The sequence below is a fragment of the Pseudoxanthomonas sp. 3HH-4 genome (assembly GCF_006716465.1).
Lineage (GTDB): Bacteria > Pseudomonadota > Gammaproteobacteria > Xanthomonadales > Xanthomonadaceae > Pseudoxanthomonas_A.
Genome location: NZ_VFPB01000001.1, coordinates 98418 through 118969 on the forward strand (window position 1 = coordinate 98418; position 20552 = coordinate 118969).

14 protein-coding genes are annotated in these 20552 nt (G+C 68.3%); all 14 read left to right on the plus strand.

Annotated elements, in window-relative coordinates:
* Window positions 1-184: 184 nt before the first annotated feature.
* The gene (locus FB548_RS00405; RefSeq protein WP_185741920.1) at window positions 185-1819 is read left to right on the plus strand and encodes a TldD/PmbA family protein; all 1635 of its coding nucleotides are present in this window, start codon (window positions 185-187) and stop codon (window positions 1817-1819) included.
* 27 nt (window positions 1820-1846) lie between these two features.
* Window positions 1847-3181, plus strand: coding sequence for a TldD/PmbA family protein (locus FB548_RS00410; protein ID WP_142122811.1), 1335 nt, complete (start codon window positions 1847-1849; stop codon window positions 3179-3181).
* A gap of 188 nt (window positions 3182-3369) precedes the next feature.
* Window positions 3370-4041: a DUF4159 domain-containing protein gene (locus FB548_RS00415; RefSeq protein ID WP_255470243.1), complete on the plus strand. Its 672-nt coding sequence runs from the start codon at window positions 3370-3372 to the stop codon at window positions 4039-4041.
* Complete coding sequence (locus FB548_RS00420) at window positions 4038-4337, plus strand: hypothetical protein (protein WP_142122813.1); 300 nt, start codon at window positions 4038-4040, stop codon at window positions 4335-4337. The genes FB548_RS00415 and FB548_RS00420 overlap by 4 nt, the downstream gene beginning before the upstream one ends.
* A gap of 35 nt (window positions 4338-4372) precedes the next feature.
* Window positions 4373-5368 (plus strand): MoxR family ATPase, encoded by a 996-nt coding sequence (locus tag FB548_RS00425; RefSeq protein ID WP_142122814.1) that lies wholly within the window; start codon window positions 4373-4375, stop codon window positions 5366-5368.
* Between the two features lie 10 nt (window positions 5369-5378).
* Entirely contained in the window at window positions 5379-6269 is an 891-nt protein-coding gene (locus tag FB548_RS00430) for a DUF58 domain-containing protein (protein WP_142122815.1), read from the plus strand.
* Window positions 6266-7429, plus strand: coding sequence for a BatA domain-containing protein (locus FB548_RS00435; RefSeq protein WP_142122816.1), 1164 nt, complete (start codon window positions 6266-6268; stop codon window positions 7427-7429). Before FB548_RS00430 ends, FB548_RS00435 begins: the two co-directional genes overlap by 4 nt.
* Window positions 7426-9600 (plus strand): DUF4175 domain-containing protein, encoded by a 2175-nt coding sequence (locus tag FB548_RS00440; protein WP_255470245.1) that lies wholly within the window; start codon window positions 7426-7428, stop codon window positions 9598-9600. Before FB548_RS00435 ends, FB548_RS00440 begins: the two co-directional genes overlap by 4 nt.
* A complete protein-coding gene (locus tag FB548_RS18705) occupies window positions 9597-11426 on the plus strand; it encodes a carboxypeptidase regulatory-like domain-containing protein (protein WP_185741921.1) in 1830 nt (609 codons plus the stop codon). The genes FB548_RS00440 and FB548_RS18705 overlap by 4 nt, the downstream gene beginning before the upstream one ends.
* A 59-nt stretch (window positions 11427-11485) precedes the next feature.
* Entirely contained in the window at window positions 11486-11851 is a 366-nt protein-coding gene (locus FB548_RS18710) for an I78 family peptidase inhibitor (protein ID WP_221625890.1), read from the plus strand.
* A gap of 239 nt (window positions 11852-12090) precedes the next feature.
* Window positions 12091-16563, plus strand: coding sequence for a glutamate synthase large subunit (gltB, locus tag FB548_RS00450; RefSeq protein ID WP_142122817.1), 4473 nt, complete (start codon window positions 12091-12093; stop codon window positions 16561-16563).
* Window positions 16564-16771: 208 nt separating this feature from the next.
* Window positions 16772-18217, plus strand: coding sequence for an FAD-dependent oxidoreductase (locus tag FB548_RS00455; RefSeq protein WP_142122818.1), 1446 nt, complete (start codon window positions 16772-16774; stop codon window positions 18215-18217).
* A gap of 122 nt (window positions 18218-18339) precedes the next feature.
* On the plus strand, window positions 18340-19224 hold the full coding sequence (locus tag FB548_RS00460; RefSeq protein ID WP_142122819.1) for a methylglyoxal synthase: 885 nt from the start codon (window positions 18340-18342) through the stop codon (window positions 19222-19224).
* 110 nt (window positions 19225-19334) lie between these two features.
* Window positions 19335-20510 (plus strand): benzoate/H(+) symporter BenE family transporter, encoded by a 1176-nt coding sequence (locus FB548_RS00465; RefSeq protein WP_142122820.1) that lies wholly within the window; start codon window positions 19335-19337, stop codon window positions 20508-20510.
* Window positions 20511-20552 lie beyond the last annotated feature (42 nt).

The window sequence follows — 20552 nt, forward strand, 5'->3', positions numbered from 1 at the left end:
CGCTGCCTTGTATCTTCCTGCGCCGTCGAGTCCGACGAAGGTCGCATCTATGCCGAAAGTCATTTGACGCTGTCTGCATGCGGAGGCAAGAATCGGGGACGACCTGCGCGGGGATGGCGCGGGCCACAACGCGTCCGTCGCAGTCCCCGCCTGCCCGTGCAGGCCCAACCGGTGGAGAACAGCCTTGCAACGTCGTGACTTTCTGGCCCTGACCGGCCTCAGCGTAGGCGGCCTGATGGTGCCGTCCTTTTTCGGCAAGGCGATCGCCGCCGAACAACTGCAGTCCACTCTGGACGTGGCCTTCAAGAAGCGCCTTGCCGATGCGGCACTGGCTGCGGCCAAGCAGGCCGGCGCGACCTACTGCGACGTGCGCATCGGCCGCTACCTGCGCCAGTTCGTGATCACGCGCGAGGACAAGGTGCAGAACGTGGTGAACACCGAGTCCACCGGTGCCGGCATCCGCGTGATTGCCAACGGCGCCTGGGGCTTCGCTGCCACCAACACGCTGACCGCCGAGGGCGTGGCCGCTGCCGCGCGCCAGGCGGCCGCCATCGCCAAGGCCAACAGCAAGACCCAGACCGCGCCAGTGCAGTTGGCCAAGGCGCCGGGCTTCGGCGAGGTCGCGTGGAAAACCCCGATCAAGAAGAACGCCATGGAGGTGCCGATCAAGGACAAGGTCGACCTGCTGCTGGGCGTCAACGCCGCCGCGATCAACGCCGGCGCGGACTTCGTCAACTCGATGATGTTCCTGGTCAACGAGCAGAAGTATTTCGCCAGCACCGACGGCTCGTACATCGACCAGGACGTGCACCGCATCTGGGTACCGATGACCGTGACCGCCATCGACAAGGCCAGCGGCAAGTTCCGCACCCGCGATGGCCTGTCCTCGCCGATGGGGCTGGGCTACGAGTACCTGGACGGCGACGCGTCGCAGAAGTACGCCACGCCTAACGGCGTCATCAACTACGGCTTGTCGTACGACATGAAGGAGGATGCCATCGCCTCGGCCAAGCAGGCGCGCGCCAAGCTGACCGCGCCGTCGGTGAAGCCGGGCAAGTACGACCTGGTGCTGGACCCGTCGCACACCTGGCTGACCATCCACGAATCCGTCGGCCATCCGCTGGAACTGGATCGCGTGCTGGGCTACGAGGCCAACTACGCCGGTACCAGCTTCGCCACGCTGGACAAGCGCGAGCAGCGCTTCCAGTACGGCAGCGAGCTGGTCAACCTGTTCGCCGACAAGACCCAGCCCGGCAGCCTTGGCGCGGTCGGCTACGACGATGAAGGCGTCAAGACCAAGCGCTGGGACCTGGTGAGCGCCGGCAAGCTGGTCGACTACCAGACCATCCGCGACCAGGCCCACATCCTGGGCAAGACCGAATCCGACGGCTGCTGCTACGCCGACTCGTGGAGCAGCGTGCAGTTCCAGCGCATGGCCAACGTCTCGCTGGCGGCAGGCAAGCAGAAGCTCTCGGTCGCCGACATGGTCAAGGATGTCGAGAACGGCATCTACATCATCGGCGACGGTTCGTTCTCCATCGACCAGCAGCGCTACAACGCGCAGTTCGGCGGCCAGCTGTTCTACGAGATCAAGAACGGCAAGATCACCCAGCAGATCGAGGACGTGGCCTACCAGATCCGCACGCCGGAATTCTGGAACGCCTGTGCGGCCGTCTGCGACGAAAGCGACTACCGCCTGGGCGGTTCGTTCTTCGACGGCAAGGGCCAGCCCGGCCAGGTGTCCGCGGTCTCGCACGGTTCGTCCACCGCGCGCTTCAACGGCATCAACGTCATCAACACCGCCCGCTCGCTCGGCTGACCGGCGCTTTAAGGAGATCACCAGAACATGAGCATCCTCACCGAAGCGCAGGCCAAGGCCATCCTGGACAAGGTCATCGCGCTGTCCAAGGCCGATGAGTGCACCGCCTCCCTCACCGGCTCGATCGAAGGCAACATCCGCTTCGCTCTCAACAATGTGTCGACCAGCGGCATCGTCAGCAATGCCGACCTGGCCGTGCAGGTGGCGTTCGGGAAGCGCACCGGCGTGGCGACGATCAACGAGTTCGACGACGCCTCGCTGGAGCGCGTGGTCCGCCGCGCCGAAGACCTCGCCCGCCTGGCGCCGGAGAACCCCGAGTTCATGCCGGCCGTCGAGAAGCAGACCTACAAGGCCTCGCCCACCTTCAGCGAATCCACCGCCGCCATCACGCCGGAGTTCCGCGCGCAGGTGGCCGCCGACTCGATCGGTCCGTGCAAGGCCGAGAAGCTGATCGCCGCGGGCTTCCTGGAAGACGGCCAGAGCTTCGTCGCCTTCGCCAACAGCAAGGGCAACTTCGGCTACCAGAGAGCCACCGCGTTCAACTACACCTGCACGGTGCGCACCGAGGACGGCCGCGGTTCCGGCTGGGTGGGCCGCAACCTGAAGGACGCGAGTACCTTCAAGGCCGACAGCGACATCCGCACTGCCATGCGCAAGGCCAGCGAATCGGCCGAAGCCAAGGCGCTGGAACCGGGCAAGTACACGGTCATCCTGGAACCGGCCGCGGCCGCGGGCCTGATCTCCTTCATGATGAATTTCTTCGACGCGCGCCAGGCCGATGAAGGCCGCAGCTTTCTGTCCAAGAAGGGCGGTGGCAACAAGCTGGGCGAGCAGGTCTACGACCCACGCGTGAACATCAGCGCCGACCCGTGGCACCCCGGCGCGGAAGTGATGCCGTGGGACAACGAAGGCCTGCCGCGCGAGAAGATGGCCATCGTCGAGAACGGCAAGGTGGTCAACCTGGAGTACTCGCGCTTCTGGGCCCAGAAGCAGGGCAAGCGTGCGATCGGCTCGCCCGGCAACCTGCTGGTGGCCGGCGGCACCAAGTCCACGGCCGAACTGGTCGCCGGCACTCAGAAGGGCATCCTGGTCACGCGCACCTGGTACATCCGCATGGTCGATCCGCAGACCGTGCTGCTGACCGGCCTGACCCGCGACGGCACGTTCTACATCGAGAACGGGCAGATCAAGCACCCGGTGAAGAACTTCCGCTTCAACGAGTCGCCGGTGATCATGCTCAACAACATCGAGGAACTGGGCAAGCCGGTGCGCGTGGCCGGTGACGAGTCCAGCTTCGTGATGATGATCCCGCCGATGAAGCTGCGCGACTTCACCTTCACGTCGCTGTCGGACGCGGTGTAACGCTTTCTCCTTCTCCCCCGGGAGAAGGTGCCCGAAGGGCGGATGAGGGGCGAGCGCAGTCCATGATGCCTGAACCGTCAGGACGCCATCGCCCCTCACCCCAAACCCTCTCCCGTCCGGAGAGGGGCTCTCAGAGACTCCCGGCTTTGCTCCACTCCCGGCTAACGCGAGCACAATTCCTTCACCTGATGCTCGGCGGCATGGTGACGGCGGCATTGCCCAGGCAAGCACGCGCCCAATCCGGCAGCTATGACTTCTGGTTCACCCGCCTGAAATACGACTCCGGCGACTGGGACGTGGACGCGCGCATGCCGTCCAACCTCATTACCTCGCTGATCGACTACACCACCCTTCGCGTGGACCCGAAGGAACACGTGCTGGCGCTGTCCGACCCACGCATGCTGGCGGCACCGTTCTGCTACCTGGCCGGGCACAAGCTGGTGGAGTTCAACCCGGCCGAGCGGCGCAACTTCGAGCGTTACGTGCGCAACGGCGGCTTCGTCTTCGTGGACGACTGCAACCACGACATCGACGGCCTGTTCGCCAAGTCGTTCGAAGCGCAGATGGCGTCCATCTTCGGCGCGAAGGCGATGAAGAAGCTGCCGAACACGCATGCGATCTATTCGTCGTTCTTCACGTTCGACGGCCCGCCGGCCACCAGCTTCGAGCTCAACGGCTGGGGCGACGACCTGGTGCACGAATACCTGCAAGGCATCGAGATCAACCGCCGTCTCGGCGTGCTCTACAGCAACAAGGACTACGGCTGCGAGTGGGACTACGACTGGCGCAACAAGCGCTTCCTGGCCGAGGACAACACCAAGTTCGCGGTCAACCTCGTGATCTATGCGCTGACGACATGAGTAGAGACAACGCCATACCGCTTGCTTCGCTGGCGCTCTGGGGCGCCTCGCTCGCCTATCTGTGGACGATATCCGGGCAGCCACGCATGGCAGACGGTGGGTTGTCGGGAAGCGAGATGTCTCCGATCGAGATGGCGATGACACTAGCGGTCCCACTGGCCACGTTCGCCACGATGTTCGTCGCCATGCGGCGCGCGTACTGGAACGGGAGCCGATCCTGGCTACTCGCCTGCCTCTTCCTCTGGCCGCTGGCCTATGTCTACACCTTGCTCATCAACCGCACCGACCTGCATTGAGCAGGTACCGGTCATCCTGAAACGACGGAATTCCCATGAACGCTCCCCTCACCGAATCCGACCTCCAGCAACAGCTCGCCAAGCTCGGCGAACTCCGCACCGCCATCGGCCAGGCCATCGTCGGCCAGCAGGATGTGGTGGAACAGCTGCTGATCGGCCTGCTGACCGGCGGCCACTGCCTGCTGGAAGGCGTGCCCGGCCTGGGCAAGACGCTGCTGGTGCGTTCGCTGGGTCAGGCGCTGCACCTGCAGTTCCGCCGCGTGCAGTTCACGCCCGACCTGATGCCCAGCGACATCCTGGGCACCGAGCTGCTGGAAGAAGACCACGGCACGGGCCATCGTCATTTCCGTTTCCAGCCCGGCCCGATCTTCACCAACCTGCTGCTGGCCGACGAGCTCAACCGCACGCCGCCGAAGACCCAGGCCGCGCTGCTGGAGGCGATGCAGGAACGCACCGTCAGCTACGCCGGTACCACGCATGAACTGCCCTCCCCGTTCTTCGTGCTGGCCACGCAGAACCCGCTGGAGCAGGCCGGCACCTACCCGCTGCCGGAAGCCCAGCTGGACCGGTTCCTGCTGCACATCCGCGTGGATTATCCGACCGAGCAGGAAGAACACGACATCCTCGCGCAGACCACGGGCCGCGCCGGCGGCGACGTGCCGCGGGTGATGGAAGGCGACGCGGTGCTGGCGCTGCAGAAGCATGTGCGCGACGTGCATGTCAGCGAGGACCTGCTGCGCTGGATCACGAAGCTGGTCCGTGCCAGCCGACCCGGCGACGGCGTGCCGGAGGAAGTCCGCAAGTACGTGCGCTGGGGCGCTGGCCCGCGCGCCGGACAGTCGCTGGTGCTCGCCGCGAAAGCGCGCGCGCTGCTGCACGGGCGTCTGGCGGCGACGCGCGAGGACATCGTCGCGCTGGCGAAGCCGGTGATGCGCCACCGCCTGCTGCTGTCGTTCGCCGCCGAAGCCGAACAGGTCAGCGCGGACGACGTGATCGCCGCGCTGCTGCGCGGCGTGCCGCTCGCTGCCTGATCGACGCACCGTGGCGCACGACCTGATCCCCGCCGACGTCCGCAGCCGGTTGAAGGACCTGCGGCTGACCGCACGCCGCGCCATCGGCGCGCAGGGGATCGGCGTGCACCACAGCCGCAGCCGCGGCGCCGGCCTGGAGTTCGCGCAGTACCGCGCCTACGAACCGGGTGACGAACTGCGCCAGATAGACTGGAAACTGTACGCGCGCTCGGACCGCTTCTTCGTGCGCGAAGCCGAGCGCGAGAGTCCGCTGACGGTGTGGATCGTGCTCGATGCGACCGCCTCGATGACGCAGCGCGATGGCGAGCGCGGTACGCGCTTCGATGCCGCGCGCCAGCTGGCCGCCTGCATTGCCGAACTCGCGCTGCGCCAGGGCGACCTCTTCGGCCTGCTGGTGCTGCATGGCGATGGCGTGCGCTTGGTTGCGCCGGGGAACGGTGCGCGCCAGCGCGATCAGCTCCTGCTCGCCTTGCACGGCCTGCGCGCGGGCGGCGCATTCCCCGCACAGGAAAAGCTGGGCCCGGTGTTCGAACGCATCGGTGCCGGCCACCTGGTACTGGTGCTGAGCGACTGGTTCGATGACGCCATGCCGGTGCTGGTGGAACGGCTCGCCGCCGCACGGCGCGAGGTGTTGGCAATCCAGCTGCTGACCGCGGATGAGCGCGACTTCTCCTACACCGGCGGGTATCGCTTCCGCGATCCGGAAACCGGCGAGGAACTGCTGGGCGATGCCGCCGCGCTGCGCACCGATTACCTGACACGTTTCGCCGAAGCGCAGCGCCTGCTGGATGCGCGGCTCGACGCCAGCGGCATCCGCCACGAGCGCTACTACACCGACCAGCCGCTGGACCTGCCGCTGCGCCGGCTGTTCGGCGCGCGCGACGCGGCGGAGTACGCATGAACCTGGCGCTCCTGCTGCCGGCCGGCCTGGCCGCGCTTGCCGCACTGCTAGTGCCGTTGCTGCTGCACCTCGCGCGGCGGCACGAGCAGACGCCCACCGATTTCGCCGCGCTGCGCTGGCTGCGGCAGAAGCCGAAGCCCCGCCACCGGATCCGCTTCGACGAATGGCCGCTGCTGCTGCTTCGAGTCCTGCTGCTCGCCCTGCTCGCGCTCTGGCTGGCCCGACCGGTGCTGTCGGGTATGGACGATACGCGTCCGTGGGTCATCGCCGTGCCTGGTGTGGATATCGCGACGGCCCATGGAGACATCGACGATCGGAAGGCGCGCCTGCACTGGCTGGCACCCGGCTTTCCGTCGCTGGACGAACCCGTCCCCGGCGGAACGCCCGCCATCGCCAGCCTGTTGCGCCAACTGGACGCCGAACTGCCGGCCGATACGCCACTGACCGTGGTGGTACCTGCGACGCTGCAAGGCGTGGATGCCGAACGGCCGAAGCTGTCGCGCGCGGTGAGGTGGGTGGTGGTCGATGGCGCGATGCCGGCGTCCCCCGCGCCGCCGTCGGCACCTCCGTCGCTCGTCGTGCGCCACGAAGCGGGCAACGACACCGGCCTGCGTTACCTGCGCGCTGCCGCGCTCGCCTGGCAGCCGGATCCCAACAGACCATCACCCTTGCAGATCGGCGCGCGTGACGATGCCTTGCCTGCGAATACGCGTCCTTTGATCTGGCTGGTCCCCGGTCCGGTGCCCACATCGGTCGTGCAGTGGATCGCGTCGGGCGGAACGGCGTTGTTGGCGAACGACGGCTCGCTCGACGGCTTTGCGCCGGACGCGACACCGTGGCGCGATGCCAACGGCGCCGCCGTGGTCGAATCGGCCATCCGCGGCAAGGGACGCGTGCTGCGCTTCACCCGGCCGCTGCGACCCGATGCGATGCCGGCGCTGGTCGAGGCCGACTTTGCGCAACGCCTGCGCGCCCTGTTCGATGCACCTGTCGCGGCACCCCGTCGTGTGCGGGCCACCGACTATGCACCGGTGACCGGCGGCGAAACCTATCCCGTCGCGCCACGCGACCTGCAGCCGTGGCTGGCGCTGCTGATCGCCCTGCTGGTGCTGGTGGAACGCTGGATGGCGACGCGACGCATGCGGAGCGCGGCGCCGTGACGCTCTCGGCGACCGACCGTCTGGTGCAGGTGCGCCGGCATGCGCTGCTCGGCCAGGTGCTGCTGGGTGCGGCTATCCCTGTGGCAGTCGGCGGCGTGTTGTGGCGCGCCGCGTCACCGGCTCTCGCGCTCCCGATCGTCGTCATGGGCATCGCGCTGCTCGCGGTCCTCGCCTGGCGACGGACGCGCGCTTTCGACACCCCCTGGCTGGTGCGGCAGCTCGATGCGCGGCGCAAGGATCTCGACGACAGCGCCGACCTGCTGCTGACACCGCCTGCTTCGTTGTCGGCCCTGCAGCAGTTGCAGCAGGCACGCGTGCGCGAACGCCTGCGCACACAGCCGGCGCCGGACCTGCGTACCCCGTGGACATGGGCGCGCATCGCGGCGCTGTGGATAGCGGCGACGGTCGTGATCGCAACCGCGCTGCTATGGCCCGGTCGCGCAGGCGAGCCCGGTGCGCTCCAGCCCACGGACGAACCGGCCCCCACTGCGTCGGGCATTCCGCATCTCGTCGCCCAGCGCCTGCACGTGGCGCCACCCGCCTACACCGGCATCGCGGCGCACGACGAAGCCACCCTGGACGCGAAGGCGCCGACCGGCTCGCGATTGGCGTGGACGCTGCGCTTCGATCCACAACCGACCGCGGCGGCGCTAGTCTTCCATGACGGGCGGCGGATCGCGCTGGCCCGCGACGGCGATACCTGGCAGGCGACCTACGTGCTGGCCAAGTCGACCTTGTATCGCGTGGTCGCCGCCGGCACCGAGGGCCAGCCACCGACGAAGCTGCGCCGGCTGGATGCGATCGCCGACCGCGTGCCGGAAGTGAAGGTGCTGGCCCCGGATCGCGGACTCAGCCTGGTGACCGTGGGGCAGACACCATGGTCGCTCGCCTTCGAGGCCCGCGACGACTACGGCATCGCACCAACCGCCACGCTGAAGCTGACGCTCGCGCAAGGCAGCGGCGAGAACATCGCCTTCAAGGAACAGGTGATGACGCTGCGTGGTACAGGGCCGGCGACATCCCGTCGCTTCAGTGCGTCGCTCGACCTGAAGGCCCTCGGCATGGCCGTGGGCGACGACCTGATCGCGCAGCTCACCGTGCACGACACGCGTTCGCCCTCGCCACAGCGCGCGCGCAGTCCAGGGCTGATCCTGCGCTGGCCGGCCGACCTGGGCCAGGAGAGCACGGGGCTGGAAGGCCTGGTGAAGAAGGTGATGCCGGCCTACTTCCGCAGCCAGCGCCAGATCATCATCGACGCCGAGGCCTTGCAGAAGCAGAAGCGCAGCCTGCCGGCGGAGCGCTTCGTCGAACGCTCCGACACCATCGGCGTGGACCAGCGCATCCTGCGGCTGCGCTACGGCCAGTTCCTCGGCGAAGAGGCCGAGGGCGAGCCGCAACCGCCGCCGACCAACGATACGGACGACGGCCACACGGACGACGACGGCCACGACCATGCCGGCGAATCCGTGCAGGCCGATGACGGCCATGGTCATGGCGAGGCCACCAGCGCGACCGGTGCCAGCTTCGGCCGCGAAGCCGACGTGCTGGAAGCTTACGGCCACACACACGACCACGCTGAAGCCGCGACGCTGCTCGATCCGGAGACACGCGCCACCCTGAAGAAGGCGCTGGACCAGATGTGGCAATCGGAACTGCACCTGCGCCAGGGCCATCCGGACCAGGCGCTGCCCTTCGCCTACAAGGCCCTGGAGTACATCAAGCAGGTGCAGCAGGCCACGCGCATCTACCTGGCGCGGGTGGGGCCGGAACTGCCACCGATCGACGAGACGCGCCGGCTCGGCGGCGACCGCAAGGGCATCGCGCCGCGCGCGCTCGGACCACTCGCGCGCCTGCAGGAAGACGATGCGCCGGCGCCAACGCGTGCCTGGGCCGCGCTGGCGAACGACCGCGTGCCCATGGATGCCGCCGACCTTGATGCATTGCAGGCATGGCTGCGCAGCAACGAGGCGCGCGTGCCGGATGCGCTCGACCTGTTCGCCGCCATCGACGAAGTGCGCGGCGATCCAGCCTGCGCGTCCTGCCGGCAACGGTTGCGTGCGCTGCTGTGGGCGGCCTCGGCGCAGCCGCCCGCACAGGTGCCGAGACGCGAGGCGACGGACGCCACGGGCCGCCGCTACCTGGATGCCCTGCGGCAGGAGCCGGTGCGATGAATCTGGTCGCCATCCTGCCGCTGCTGCTCGCCGTACTGCTGACGCTCGCCGTGGTGATGGCGTGGCTGCGCCTCGCCCTGTGGCGTCGCAGCGCACCGCATGACCGCCGAGGTTCGCCGACGCGCTTCGTGCTGCTGTGCCTGTTGCAGCCGGCGGTCGCGCTGCTGCTCTACTTCACCCTGTTGCCACCGCGACAGACCGCCACCACCGGCACGCTGGTGGTGATGACGGCGCGGGCGGACGATGTCGCCCTGGCCGCGACGCTGCGGCGCCAGCTGCGCGTCGCGTTGCCGGAAGCGCCGGCCAACGTCGATGCCGAACGCGTACCCGATCTGGGCACCGCGCTCCGCCGTCATCCGGAAGCGCGCGCACTGCACATCGTGGGTGCCGGCCTGGAAGCACGCGACCGCGATGCGCTCGGCGACCGCGCACTGACGTTCACCGCCGCGCCGATACCGCGCGGCATCGTGCAACTGGCACCGATCGCGCCGGTCGCCCCCGGCGCGACCTTCATCGTCAGCGGTCGCGTGCACGATCTGCCACAAGCGACGATCGTGCTGCGCGATCCGGCCGGCCAGCGCATCAGTGCGACGACGCCGGATGCGCGGGGCGGCTTCCGTCTAGACGGGCTGGCGCGCCTGCCGGGTCCGTCGCAGTTCCGCATCGAGGTGCTCGATGCGAAGCGTGTCGTCGTCGACACCGCGATCATGCCTGTGTGGACGCAGTCTGCACCTGCACCGCGCGTGTGGGCGCTGGCGGGAGCGCCCAATGCGGAGTGGAAGTACCTGCGCCGCTGGGCCACCGATGCCGGCATTCCACTGCATCTGCAGATCAGTGTGGGCGGCGGCCTGCAACTCGGCGATACGCCGCTGCCGATGACGGCCGATACGTTGCGCCGGTTCGACGTGGTGCTGCTGGATGCACGCAGCGCCGCGGCGCTCGGCGACGGCCAGCGCGCGGCCCTCACCGCGGCCATCCGCGACGGCCTGGGCCTGCTGGTGCGTGTCGATGGCGCGCTGGCGCCGGGTGCGCAACGCCTGCTCGGCCTGTCGCTGGCCGGCAATGGCGACTCCGAATTCCATCTGCCACGTCCGGCCCCCGATGACGACGCTTGGCGTGCGCGACGCGGCGCGGGCACCACGGAGGCACCGGTCGACGCGGATGCCGTGCCGGCGGGACTGCCAACGCTGACGCGACGGGCGCTGCGGACGGCGTCGCCGGAGGCGATCACGCTGCTGCGCGACGCGGACGGCACCGCGGTCGCCTGGTGGCGCGCGGAAGGCCGCGGGCGCATCGCGGCATGGACGCCGACCGATACCTACACGCTGGCGCTGTCCGGACATGCCGACGCACATGGCGCGCTGTGGTCGCAGGCACTGGGCACGCTCGCGCGCACGACGACAGACGCGGCTCTGGTCGTACCCGACGACGCGCGTGCCTCGCAGCGCGTGGCGCTCTGCGGCCTCGGCGACGACGCGCTGGTGACCGCGCCGGATGGAACCATCACCCGCGTGTTGCGCGATTCCGCCACCGGCACGGCCCGCTGCGGCGGATTCTGGCCCCGCACGGCCGGCTGGCACCAGCTGACGATGGGCGAAGCAAGTGCGCCCTTCCACGTGCGTGCGGCAGGGGACGCACCATCGCTGCATGCCATGGCCGTGCGCGAACAGACCGGGCGCCTGGCGGCAAAACCGTCGACGGGCGAGGCTGCCACGGGGCTGGCAACGCAGGGTCCCCGTGGTGCCGCGTGGCCGTGGTTCCTCGGCTTCCTGCTCGCGGCCGGCCTGCTGTGGTGGCTGGAACGCCGCCGTCCCGTGATCGGTTAACGACTCTCGAATGTCAGATACGTAATCTTTCCTCCAGACCCATCCTTCCGGAGTTCCGCATGATCCGAATGGCGATCCCCGCCCTGTTGCTGACCCTCTCACTGGCCGCGTGTTCAGCACCCGATACGGACGAGCAGACCGCCGCCGCGGAGCAGTCCCAGGCCGCCGCCAGCGAGGCCGCCACGCCACCGCCCGCGGAACCGGCGCCGACCGAACTCGCCGGCACCTGCGACGACACCCAGGCGCAGTGGATCATCGGCAAGATGCCCAGCGAGAAGGACATCGAGCAGGCGAAGACGGACAGCAAGTCGACATCCGTGCGCGCCCTGAAGCCGGGCGACGCGGCGACGATGGACTTCAACCCGGACCGGCTGAACATCATCCTCGACGACAAGGGTGCCGCGACCTCGGTCAACTGCGGCTGAGGCCCCGCTGCGCATCCTGGGTAACAAAAACCGCCCGCCGAAACGCGGGCGGTTTTTTGTTGTCGGAAGGACGCGTTTTCAGCTCGCGAAAAGTTGCCTTTGCAACCATCCAGTGGCGCGCAAAAGGTGTTGTTGCGGCGTCGCAACATCTATGGTCTAGTCGGATTTCCGGTGACATTTCGAAGTGCCGCTGCGCGGGCAGGGCACGGTGTCGCCGTCACTCCGGTTTGAGGCAAGACATGGCCCCTCGCAATCGCCAAGGCGGCTTTGACCAGGGTCTTTACGACCCCAACGACGAACGCGACGCCTGCGGCTTCGGCATGATCGCGCAACTGGACGACCAGCCGTCGCGCGCGCTGGTCGACACCGCCATTGCCGCGCTGTCGCGCATGACCCATCGCGGCGGCGTCGCCGCCGACGGACTCACCGGCGACGGCTGCGGCCTGCTGATCCGCAAACCGGAGGCCTTCCTGCGTGCGCTCGCCGCGGAAGCCAGCATCACCCTGGGCGCGCGCTTCGCCGCGGGCCTGGTCTTCCTGCCGCACGACGACGCGCTCGCCGCGCAGTGCCGCGCCACCCTGGAAGCGGAACTGTTCCGCACCGGCGTGGCGGTGAAGGGCTGGCGCGTGCCGCCGACCAACGACGCGGTATGCGGACAGCTGGCCAAGGACACACTGCCGCGCATCGAACAGCTGTATGTCGAAGCGGGCGACGACCAGGGCGACGACGCCTTCACGCTGGCATTGTTCCTCGCCCGCCGCCGCAGCGAACAGCAGCTACGCACGTCCGTGCCGGATTTCTATGTGGTGACGCTGTCGCCGCATGCGATCGGCTACAAGGGCATGGTGCTGCCCGACAAGCTGTCGACCTTCTACCCCGACCTGCAGCGCGCCGAGCTGGCCAGCAGCGCGGTGGTCTTCCACCAGCGCTTCTCGACCAACACGCTGCCGCGCTGGCCGCTGGCGCATCCGTTCCGCCTGCTGGCGCACAACGGCGAGATCAACACCATCGAGGGCAACCGCCGCTGGGCGCAGGCGCGCAGCAAGGTGTGGAAGACGCCGCGCTTCGACATCGGCGAGTTCGACCCGGTCATCTCGATGCACGGCTCGGATTCGCAGAGCCTGGACAACATGCTGGAGCTGCTGGTCGCCGGTGGCATGGAGCTGATCCAGGCACTGCGCATCCTGGTGCCGCCGGCCACGCAGTCGCTGGAATTCAAGGACGCCGACCTGGCCGCGTTCTACGAGTTTTATGGCCTCAACACCGAACCGTGGGACGGTCCGGCCGGCATCGTCTCGATGGACGCGCGCTACGCCGCCTGCACGCTCGACCGCAACGGCCTGCGCCCCGCGCGCTGGATGCTGACCAGCGACCGCCACTTCATCGTCGCCAGCGAAGCCGGCGTGTGGGAAGTGCCGGCCGAGCGCGTCACCCGCAAGGGCAAGCTCGGCCCGGGCGAGATGATGGCGATCGATCTCAAGCGCGGCGACCTGCTGGACAGCGAGGCGGTGGACCGCATCAACCGCGGCCGCGCGCCTTACAAGCAGTGGCTGCACCAGGGCGTCACCTACCTGCAGACCGAGCTGATCGATCCGTCGCTGACCGATGCGCCGTTCGACGAGAAGACGCTGCGCGGCTACCACAAGCTGTTCCAGCTGACGTCGGAGGAAGTCGAAGGCGTGCTGCGCCCGCTGGCGGAGACCGAGCAGGAAGCCACCGGCTCGATGGGCGACGACACGCCGATGGCCGTGTTGAGCCGGCAGACACGGCCGTTGTACGACTACTTCCGCCAGGCGTTCGCGCAGGTCACCAACCCGCCGATCGATCCGCTGCGCGAAGACTGCGTGATGTCGCTGACCACCCAGCTCGGCCGGGAGACCAACATCTTCCACGCCGGGCCGGAAACGGTGCACCACATCATCCTCAACTCGCCGGTGCTGTCCCAGCGCAAGCTGAGGCAGATCGTGAAGATGGCGCCGTACGACCAGAAGCACCGCTACATCGACCTGTCGTACGACCCCGCTGAAGGCATGAAGGCCGCCATCGAGCGCATCAGCGCCGAGGTGGCGCAGGCCGCGCGCGAGGGCATGGTGATGGTGGTGCTGAGCGACCGCCGCCCGCAGCAGGGCCGGCCGATGGTGCATGCCCTGCTCGCCACCGGCGCGGTGCATCACCATCTGTGCCGCGAAGGCCTGCGTTGCGACGTCAACCTGATCGTCGAGACCGGCACCGCGCGCGACCCGCACCACATCGCCTGCCTGATCGGTGTGGGTGCCACCGCGGTGTATCCGTACCTGGCCTACCAGACGCTGTTCGACCTGGGCCGGCGCGGCATCCTGCAGATCAAGAAGGGCGGCGAGCAAACGCAGATCGGCCGTAGCTACCGCAAGGGCATCTACAAGGGCCTGTCGAAGATCATCTCGAAGATGGGCATCTGCACGATCAGCAGCTACCGCGGCGCGCAGCTGTTCGAGATCGTCGGGCTGGATCCGGAGGTCGTCGACCTGTGCTTCGCCGAGACGCCGTCGCGGATCGGCGGCGTCGGCTTCGAGCGGCTCGACCTGGAAGCCCGCCAGCTGGACGCGCGTGCCTGGAACGACCGCGAGTCGCCGGAAGTCGGCGGCCTGCTGAAGTACGTGCACGGTGGCGAGTACCACATGTACAACCCGGACGTGGTGATGACGCTGCAGCGCGCGACGCGCACCGGCGACGCCCGCGACTGGCAGGCCTATGCAGATGCGGTGAACTCGCGGCCGCCGTCGGCGTTGCGCGATCTGCTGCAATTGAAGAAGGCCGACACACCGACGCCGCTGGACGAGGTGGCTGACGCTTCCGACCTGCTTCGCCGCTTCGACACCGCGGCGATATCGCTCGGCGCGCTGTCGCCGGAGGCGCACGAGGCGCTCGCCATCGCGATGAACCGCCTGGGCGGCCGCAGCAACTCCGGCGAAGGCGGCGAAGATCCCGCGCGCTATGGCACCGAGAAGCGCAGCAAGATCAAGCAGGTCGCGTCCGGCCGCTTCGGCGTTACACCGGAATACCTCGTCAACGCCGAAGTGCTGCAGATCAAGGTCGCCCAGGGCGCCAAGCCCGGCGAAGGCGGCCAGCTGCCCGGCCACAAGGTCAACGAGCTGATCGCGCGCCTGCGCTACGCCAAGCCCGGCATCGGCCTGATCTCGCCACCGCCGCACCACGACATCTATTCGATCGAAGACCTCGCCCAGCTGATCTTCGATCTCAAGCAGGTCAACCCGACCGCGCTGGTGTCGGTGAAGCTGGTGTCGCACGCAGGCGTGGGCACGATCGCCGCAGGCGTGGTGAAGGCGGGCGCGGACCTGATCACCATCTCCGGCCACGACGGCGGCACCGGCGCCAGCCCGGTCAGTTCGATCCGCTACGCCGGCGTGCCGTGGGAACTCGGCGTCGCCGAGGCGCATCACGCCCTGGTGGTCAACCAGCTGCGCGACCGCACCGTGTTGCAGACCGACGGCGGCCTGAAGACCGGCCTGGATGTGGTGAAGGCTGCGCTGCTGGGCGCCGACAGCTTCGGCTTCGGCACGGGCCCGATGATCGTGCTGGGCTGCAAGTACCTGCGCATCTGCCACCTCAACAACTGCGCCACCGGCGTGGCCACGCAGGATGAGCGCCTGCGCAGTCAATACTTCACCGGCCTGCCGGAGCGCGTGGAGAACTTCTTCCGCCTGCTGTCAGAAGAGGTGCGGCAGTGGCTGTCGTACCTGGGCGCGCACTCGCTGGACGAGATCGTCGGCCGCACCGACCTGCTGCAGCAGATCGAGGTGTCGCCGCGCGAAGGCGTGAACGTCGACCTGTCGCGCCTGCTGAAGGGCGCAAAGGTCGACAGCGGCACCTGCGCTGCGCAGCGCCTGTACGAGTCGCCTGACAGTCTGGCCACCCAGCTCGACGGCCTGCTCGCCGAGCCGATCCGGAAGAAGAGCGGCGGCGACCATCGCTTCCTCATCCACAACACCGACCGCAGCATCGGTACGCGCCTGTCCGGCACCGTCGCGCGCGTGCACGGCAACCACGGCATGGCCGACGCGCCGTTGAACCTGCGCTTCCGCGGCAGCGCCGGCCAGAGCTTCGGCGCCTTCAACGCCGGTGGCCTGCTGATGGAGCTGGAAGGCGAAGCCAACGACTACGTGGGCAAGGGCATGGCCGGCGGCCGGCTGGTCGTGCGTCCGCCGCGCGGCGCGCGCTTCGAGGCACGCAACACGCCGATCATCGGCAACACCTGCCTGTACGGCGCCACCGGCGGCGAATTGTTCGCGGCAGGACGTGCCGGCGAGCGCTTCGGCGTACGCAACTCCGGCGCGCTGGCCGTGATCGAAGGCGCGGGCGACCACTGCTGCGAGTACATGACCGACGGCATCGTGCTGGTGCTGGGCAAGGTGGGCCTGAACTTCGGCGCCGGCTTCACCGGCGGCCTGGCCTACGTGCTCGATCTGGATCGCGATTTCGTCGACCGCTACAACCACGAACTCATCGATATCCACCGCATCAGCCCGGAGGGCTTCGAGAGCCACCGCCAGCACCTGCACACGCTGATCAGCCGTCACCGCGAACTGACCGGTAGCATCTGGGCGCAGCAGATCCTCGACGAATTCCGCGATTACGTGGGCAAGTTCTGGCTGGTGAAGCCGAAGGCGGCGAGCATCGACTCGTTGAACGAAACCTTGAGGCGCGCGGCATGAGTGCGACTCGTCATCGGGAAACTGCCCCTTCCCCCGCGCGCGGGGGAAGGTTTGGATGGGGGCAAGCCGACGCCCGTGCCTTCGGTCGCCCGATCCCGGCTCGAAGCCGACACTCGAAACGCGTGCTGCCTCAACTCGATCCCGGTTCCGGTCTCCCCCCCACGCCAACCCTCCCCCGTGAACGGGGGAGGGGGCCGAGGCAATCCCCATGAGCAAGAAGCACGTATTCCAGTTCCTCGACCTGCCGCGGACGATGCCGCAGCGCATTCCGCTGGAACTGCGCACGTCCGGTGACTGGGGCGAGCTGTACGGCAAGTTCGGCAAGGAGGAAGCGCAGTACCAGGCCGGCCGTTGCCTGGATTGCGGCAACCCGTACTGCAGCTGGAAATGCCCGGTGCACAACGCCATCCCGCAGTGGCTGCAGCTGCTGCAGGAAAACCGCATCGAGGAAGCCGCCGAGCTGTGCCATTCCACCAATCCGCTGCCTGAAGTCTGTGGCCGCGTCTGCCCGCAGGACCGCCTCTGCGAGGGCAGCTGCACGCTGGAGGAATTCGGCGCCGTCACCATCGGCGCGGCGGAGAAGTACATCGTCGACACCGCGCTGGCGAACGGCTGGCGCCCGGACCTGAGCGACGTGCAGCCGACCGGCAAGCGCGTGGCGGTGATCGGTGCGGGGCCGGCTGGCCTGGGCTGCGCCGACCGCTTGGCGCGCGCCGGCATCCAGGCCGTGGTTTACGACCGCTATGAGCAGATCGGCGGCCTGCTGCAGTTCGGCATTCCCAGCTTCAAGCTGGACAAGAGCGTCATCGCGCAGCGGCGCGAGGTGCTGGAGGGCATGGGGGTCGAATTCCGGTTGGGCGTCGACGTGGGCCGCGACGTGACGCTGGAGCAACTGCTGGACGAGTACGACGCCGTCTTCCTCGGCACCGGTGCCTATCGCTACACCGACGGCGGGTTGCCAGGACAGGATCTCGAAGGCGTGCTGCCTGCCCTGCCCTTCCTGGTGCAGAACGGCCGCATCGTCGGCGGCAGCGATCCATGGGGACGCCCGATCGCGGGCTGGGAAGACAAGCTGGCATTGCCCGACCTGCACGGCAAGCGCGTGGTGGTACTGGGCGGCGGCGACACCGGCATGGACTGCGTGCGCAGTGCCATCCGCCTGGGCGCGGCCAAGGTCACCTGCGCTTATCGCCGCGATGAAGCGAACATGCCCGGCTCCGCGCGCGAGGTCGCGAATGCGCGCGAAGAAGGTGTGCGCTTCCTGTTCAACCGTCAGCCGCTGGGCGTCTTGGCCGGCGACGACGGCATGGTGGCCGGCGTGCAGGTCGTCGAGACGAAACTCGGCGAGCCGGACGAACGCGGACGCCAGAGCGCGGTGCCGATCGAAGGCAGCGAGTCGGTGCTGGAGGCCGACGTGGTGATCATCGCGTTCGGCTTCTCGCCCAGCGTGCCGGCATGGCTGGCCGAACAGGGCGTGGAAGGCACACCGAACGGGCGCATCGTGGTCGGCGGCGGCAACCGCCTTGCCTTCCAGACGACCAACCCGAAGCTGTTCGCCGGCGGCGATGCGGTGCGTGGCGCGGACCTGGTGGTCACGGCAGTGGCCGAGGGGCGCGACGCGGCGGGCAGCATCGCGACGCTGCTGCTGGCGTAGGGTGGGCTCAAGCCCACCGTGTCGCGGAGCCGCGCACCGCTCGCTCATGCGTGGCGACCACCGTGGCGGGCTTGAGCCCGCCCTACGCTAGACTCGCCGCTCACCTCCCACACGATCCGCCCATGCGCCTCGGCCTTGCCGCCAACCGCCTGCATCACCACACCGAAGACGCCGCGCTGTTCCGCTGGCTGCGCGCCAGCGAACCCGGCATCCGCGAGCTGCAGCTGGGCCTGCATGCCGTGGGACGCACGCACGATGCGATCGCCGCCGCCGGCATGCTGCGGGGTTACGAAGGACTCAAACGCTATCCCTATGGCCGCGATGGCGGGCTGATGAAGCTGGTGGCGGAGGTCGTGGGGCTCGAAGGCGCGGAACGGAATCTCGATGGCGCGATCTACTTCATCGATCCCGTGGATCCGTCCTCGATCTTCCCCGAAGCGGTGGCGCTGAAGCGGCAGTGCGTCATCCACGGCAAACCGTTCCTCTCCACCGTGGCCTCGGCACGCGACTGGGTCGAGATGGAACGCATCCACGCCGGTTTCGCACCGGACCGCGGGGCGGACCGTTTCCATGCACTGGAGACGCAGACCCTGGCCCTGATCGCGCATGACGCGATGAAGCCGCAGATGGTGGAATTCGTGGCCGACCACTTCGACGTGCTGTCGCGTTTCGCCCACCGCATGGCCACGGGCACCACCGGCCAGCAGCTCAACGAGCTGGCGTGGAGCCGCGGCTGGCCGACCGGCATGCCGTGGGTGGAGCGTTTCCAGAGCGGCCCGCTGGGCGGCGACGCGCAGATCGCCGACCGCGTGCTGGAACACCGCTGCCAGCGCGTGATCTTCTTCGAGAACCCGCACGTCGCACGCCAGCACGAGGCCGACATCCAGCTTCTGGAACGCGCCGTCACCACCGTCACCGACGAGGCGGTCTGCACCACGTCGCTGGCGGTCGCCAAGCGCTGGTGCGAGGCCGCAAACAAGCGTCAGGCTCTTGTAGGAGCGACGTAAGTCGCGACCGCACGCCGCAAGCCCCTGTAGCTTCATCGGGCAAACAGCAACAAGGTAATTCCATTCTCGCGGTCGCGACTTACGTCGCTCCTACAGGAACGGCAGAACGCATGAACGCCCCACCCCGCCACCTGCTGAAAGATCTTTCCCTCTCCGCCATTGCAGCCGGCTTCGTCACGGTGCTGGTCGGCTTCGCCAGTTCCGCCGTCATCGTCTTCCAGGCGGCCCAATCGCTGGGCGCATCACCGGCGCAGATCAGTTCCTGGATGTGGGCGCTCGGCCTGGGCATGGGCCTGACCTGCATCGGCCTGTCGCTGCGCTACCGCATGCCGGTGGTGACCGCATGGTCCACGCCGGGGGCCGCCATGCTGATCAGCAGCGCCGCGGGGCTGCCGCTGTCTGATGCCGTGGGCGCCTTCATGCTGTCGGCGTTGTTGATCTGCCTGGCGGGCTTCTCCGGCTTCTTCGAACGGATGATCAGCCGCATCCCGGTATCGCTGGCGTCGGGCATGCTGGCTGGCGTACTGCTGCGCTTCGGCCTGGAGGCGTTCGGCGCGATGAAGACGCAACTGGGCATGGTGCTGACGATGTTCGTCGTCTACCTGCTCGCGCGTCGCCTGCTGCCGCGCTATGCGGTGATCCTGACGTTGCTGGTCGGCATCGCCTTCGCCGCCGGGCTCGGATTGCTGCGCGTGAACGGGCTTGCGCTGGAACTGGCGAAGCCGATCTTCATCGCGCCCACCTTCTCGTTGGCCGCGGTGGCCGGCATCGCGCTCCCGTTGTTCATCGTGACCATGGCCTCCCAGAACGTACCGGGCGTGGCGGTGATCCGCGCGTCCGGGTATGCGATCCCGATCTCGCCCGTGGTCGGCTGGACCGGTGTCGCCAACCTTCTGCTCGCACCGTTCGGCGCGTTCGCGTTGAACCTTGCCGCGATTACCGCCGCGATCTGCATGGGCCGCGAAGCGCACGAGGACGCCTCACGGCGTTACGTGGCGGCCATTGCGGCCGGGGTGTTCTACGTCGTCGTCGGCCTGTTCGGTGCCACGGTGGCGGCACTGTTCGCCGCCTTCCCGAAGGAACTGATCCTGGCCATCGCCGGCATCGCGCTGCTGGGCACCATCGGCAACAGTCTTGCCGCCGCGCTACGCGAGGAGTCCGATCGCGAACCCGCGCTGGTCACCTTCCTGGTGACCGCCTCCGGATTGTCGCTGGCCGGCATCGGATCGGCTTTCTGGGGACTGCTCGCCGGCGTGGTCACGTTGCTGGTGTGGCGGCGCGCATAGCGAATGCCGGCGTTCGCGCGCCACTCATGCAAATGAAAGCGG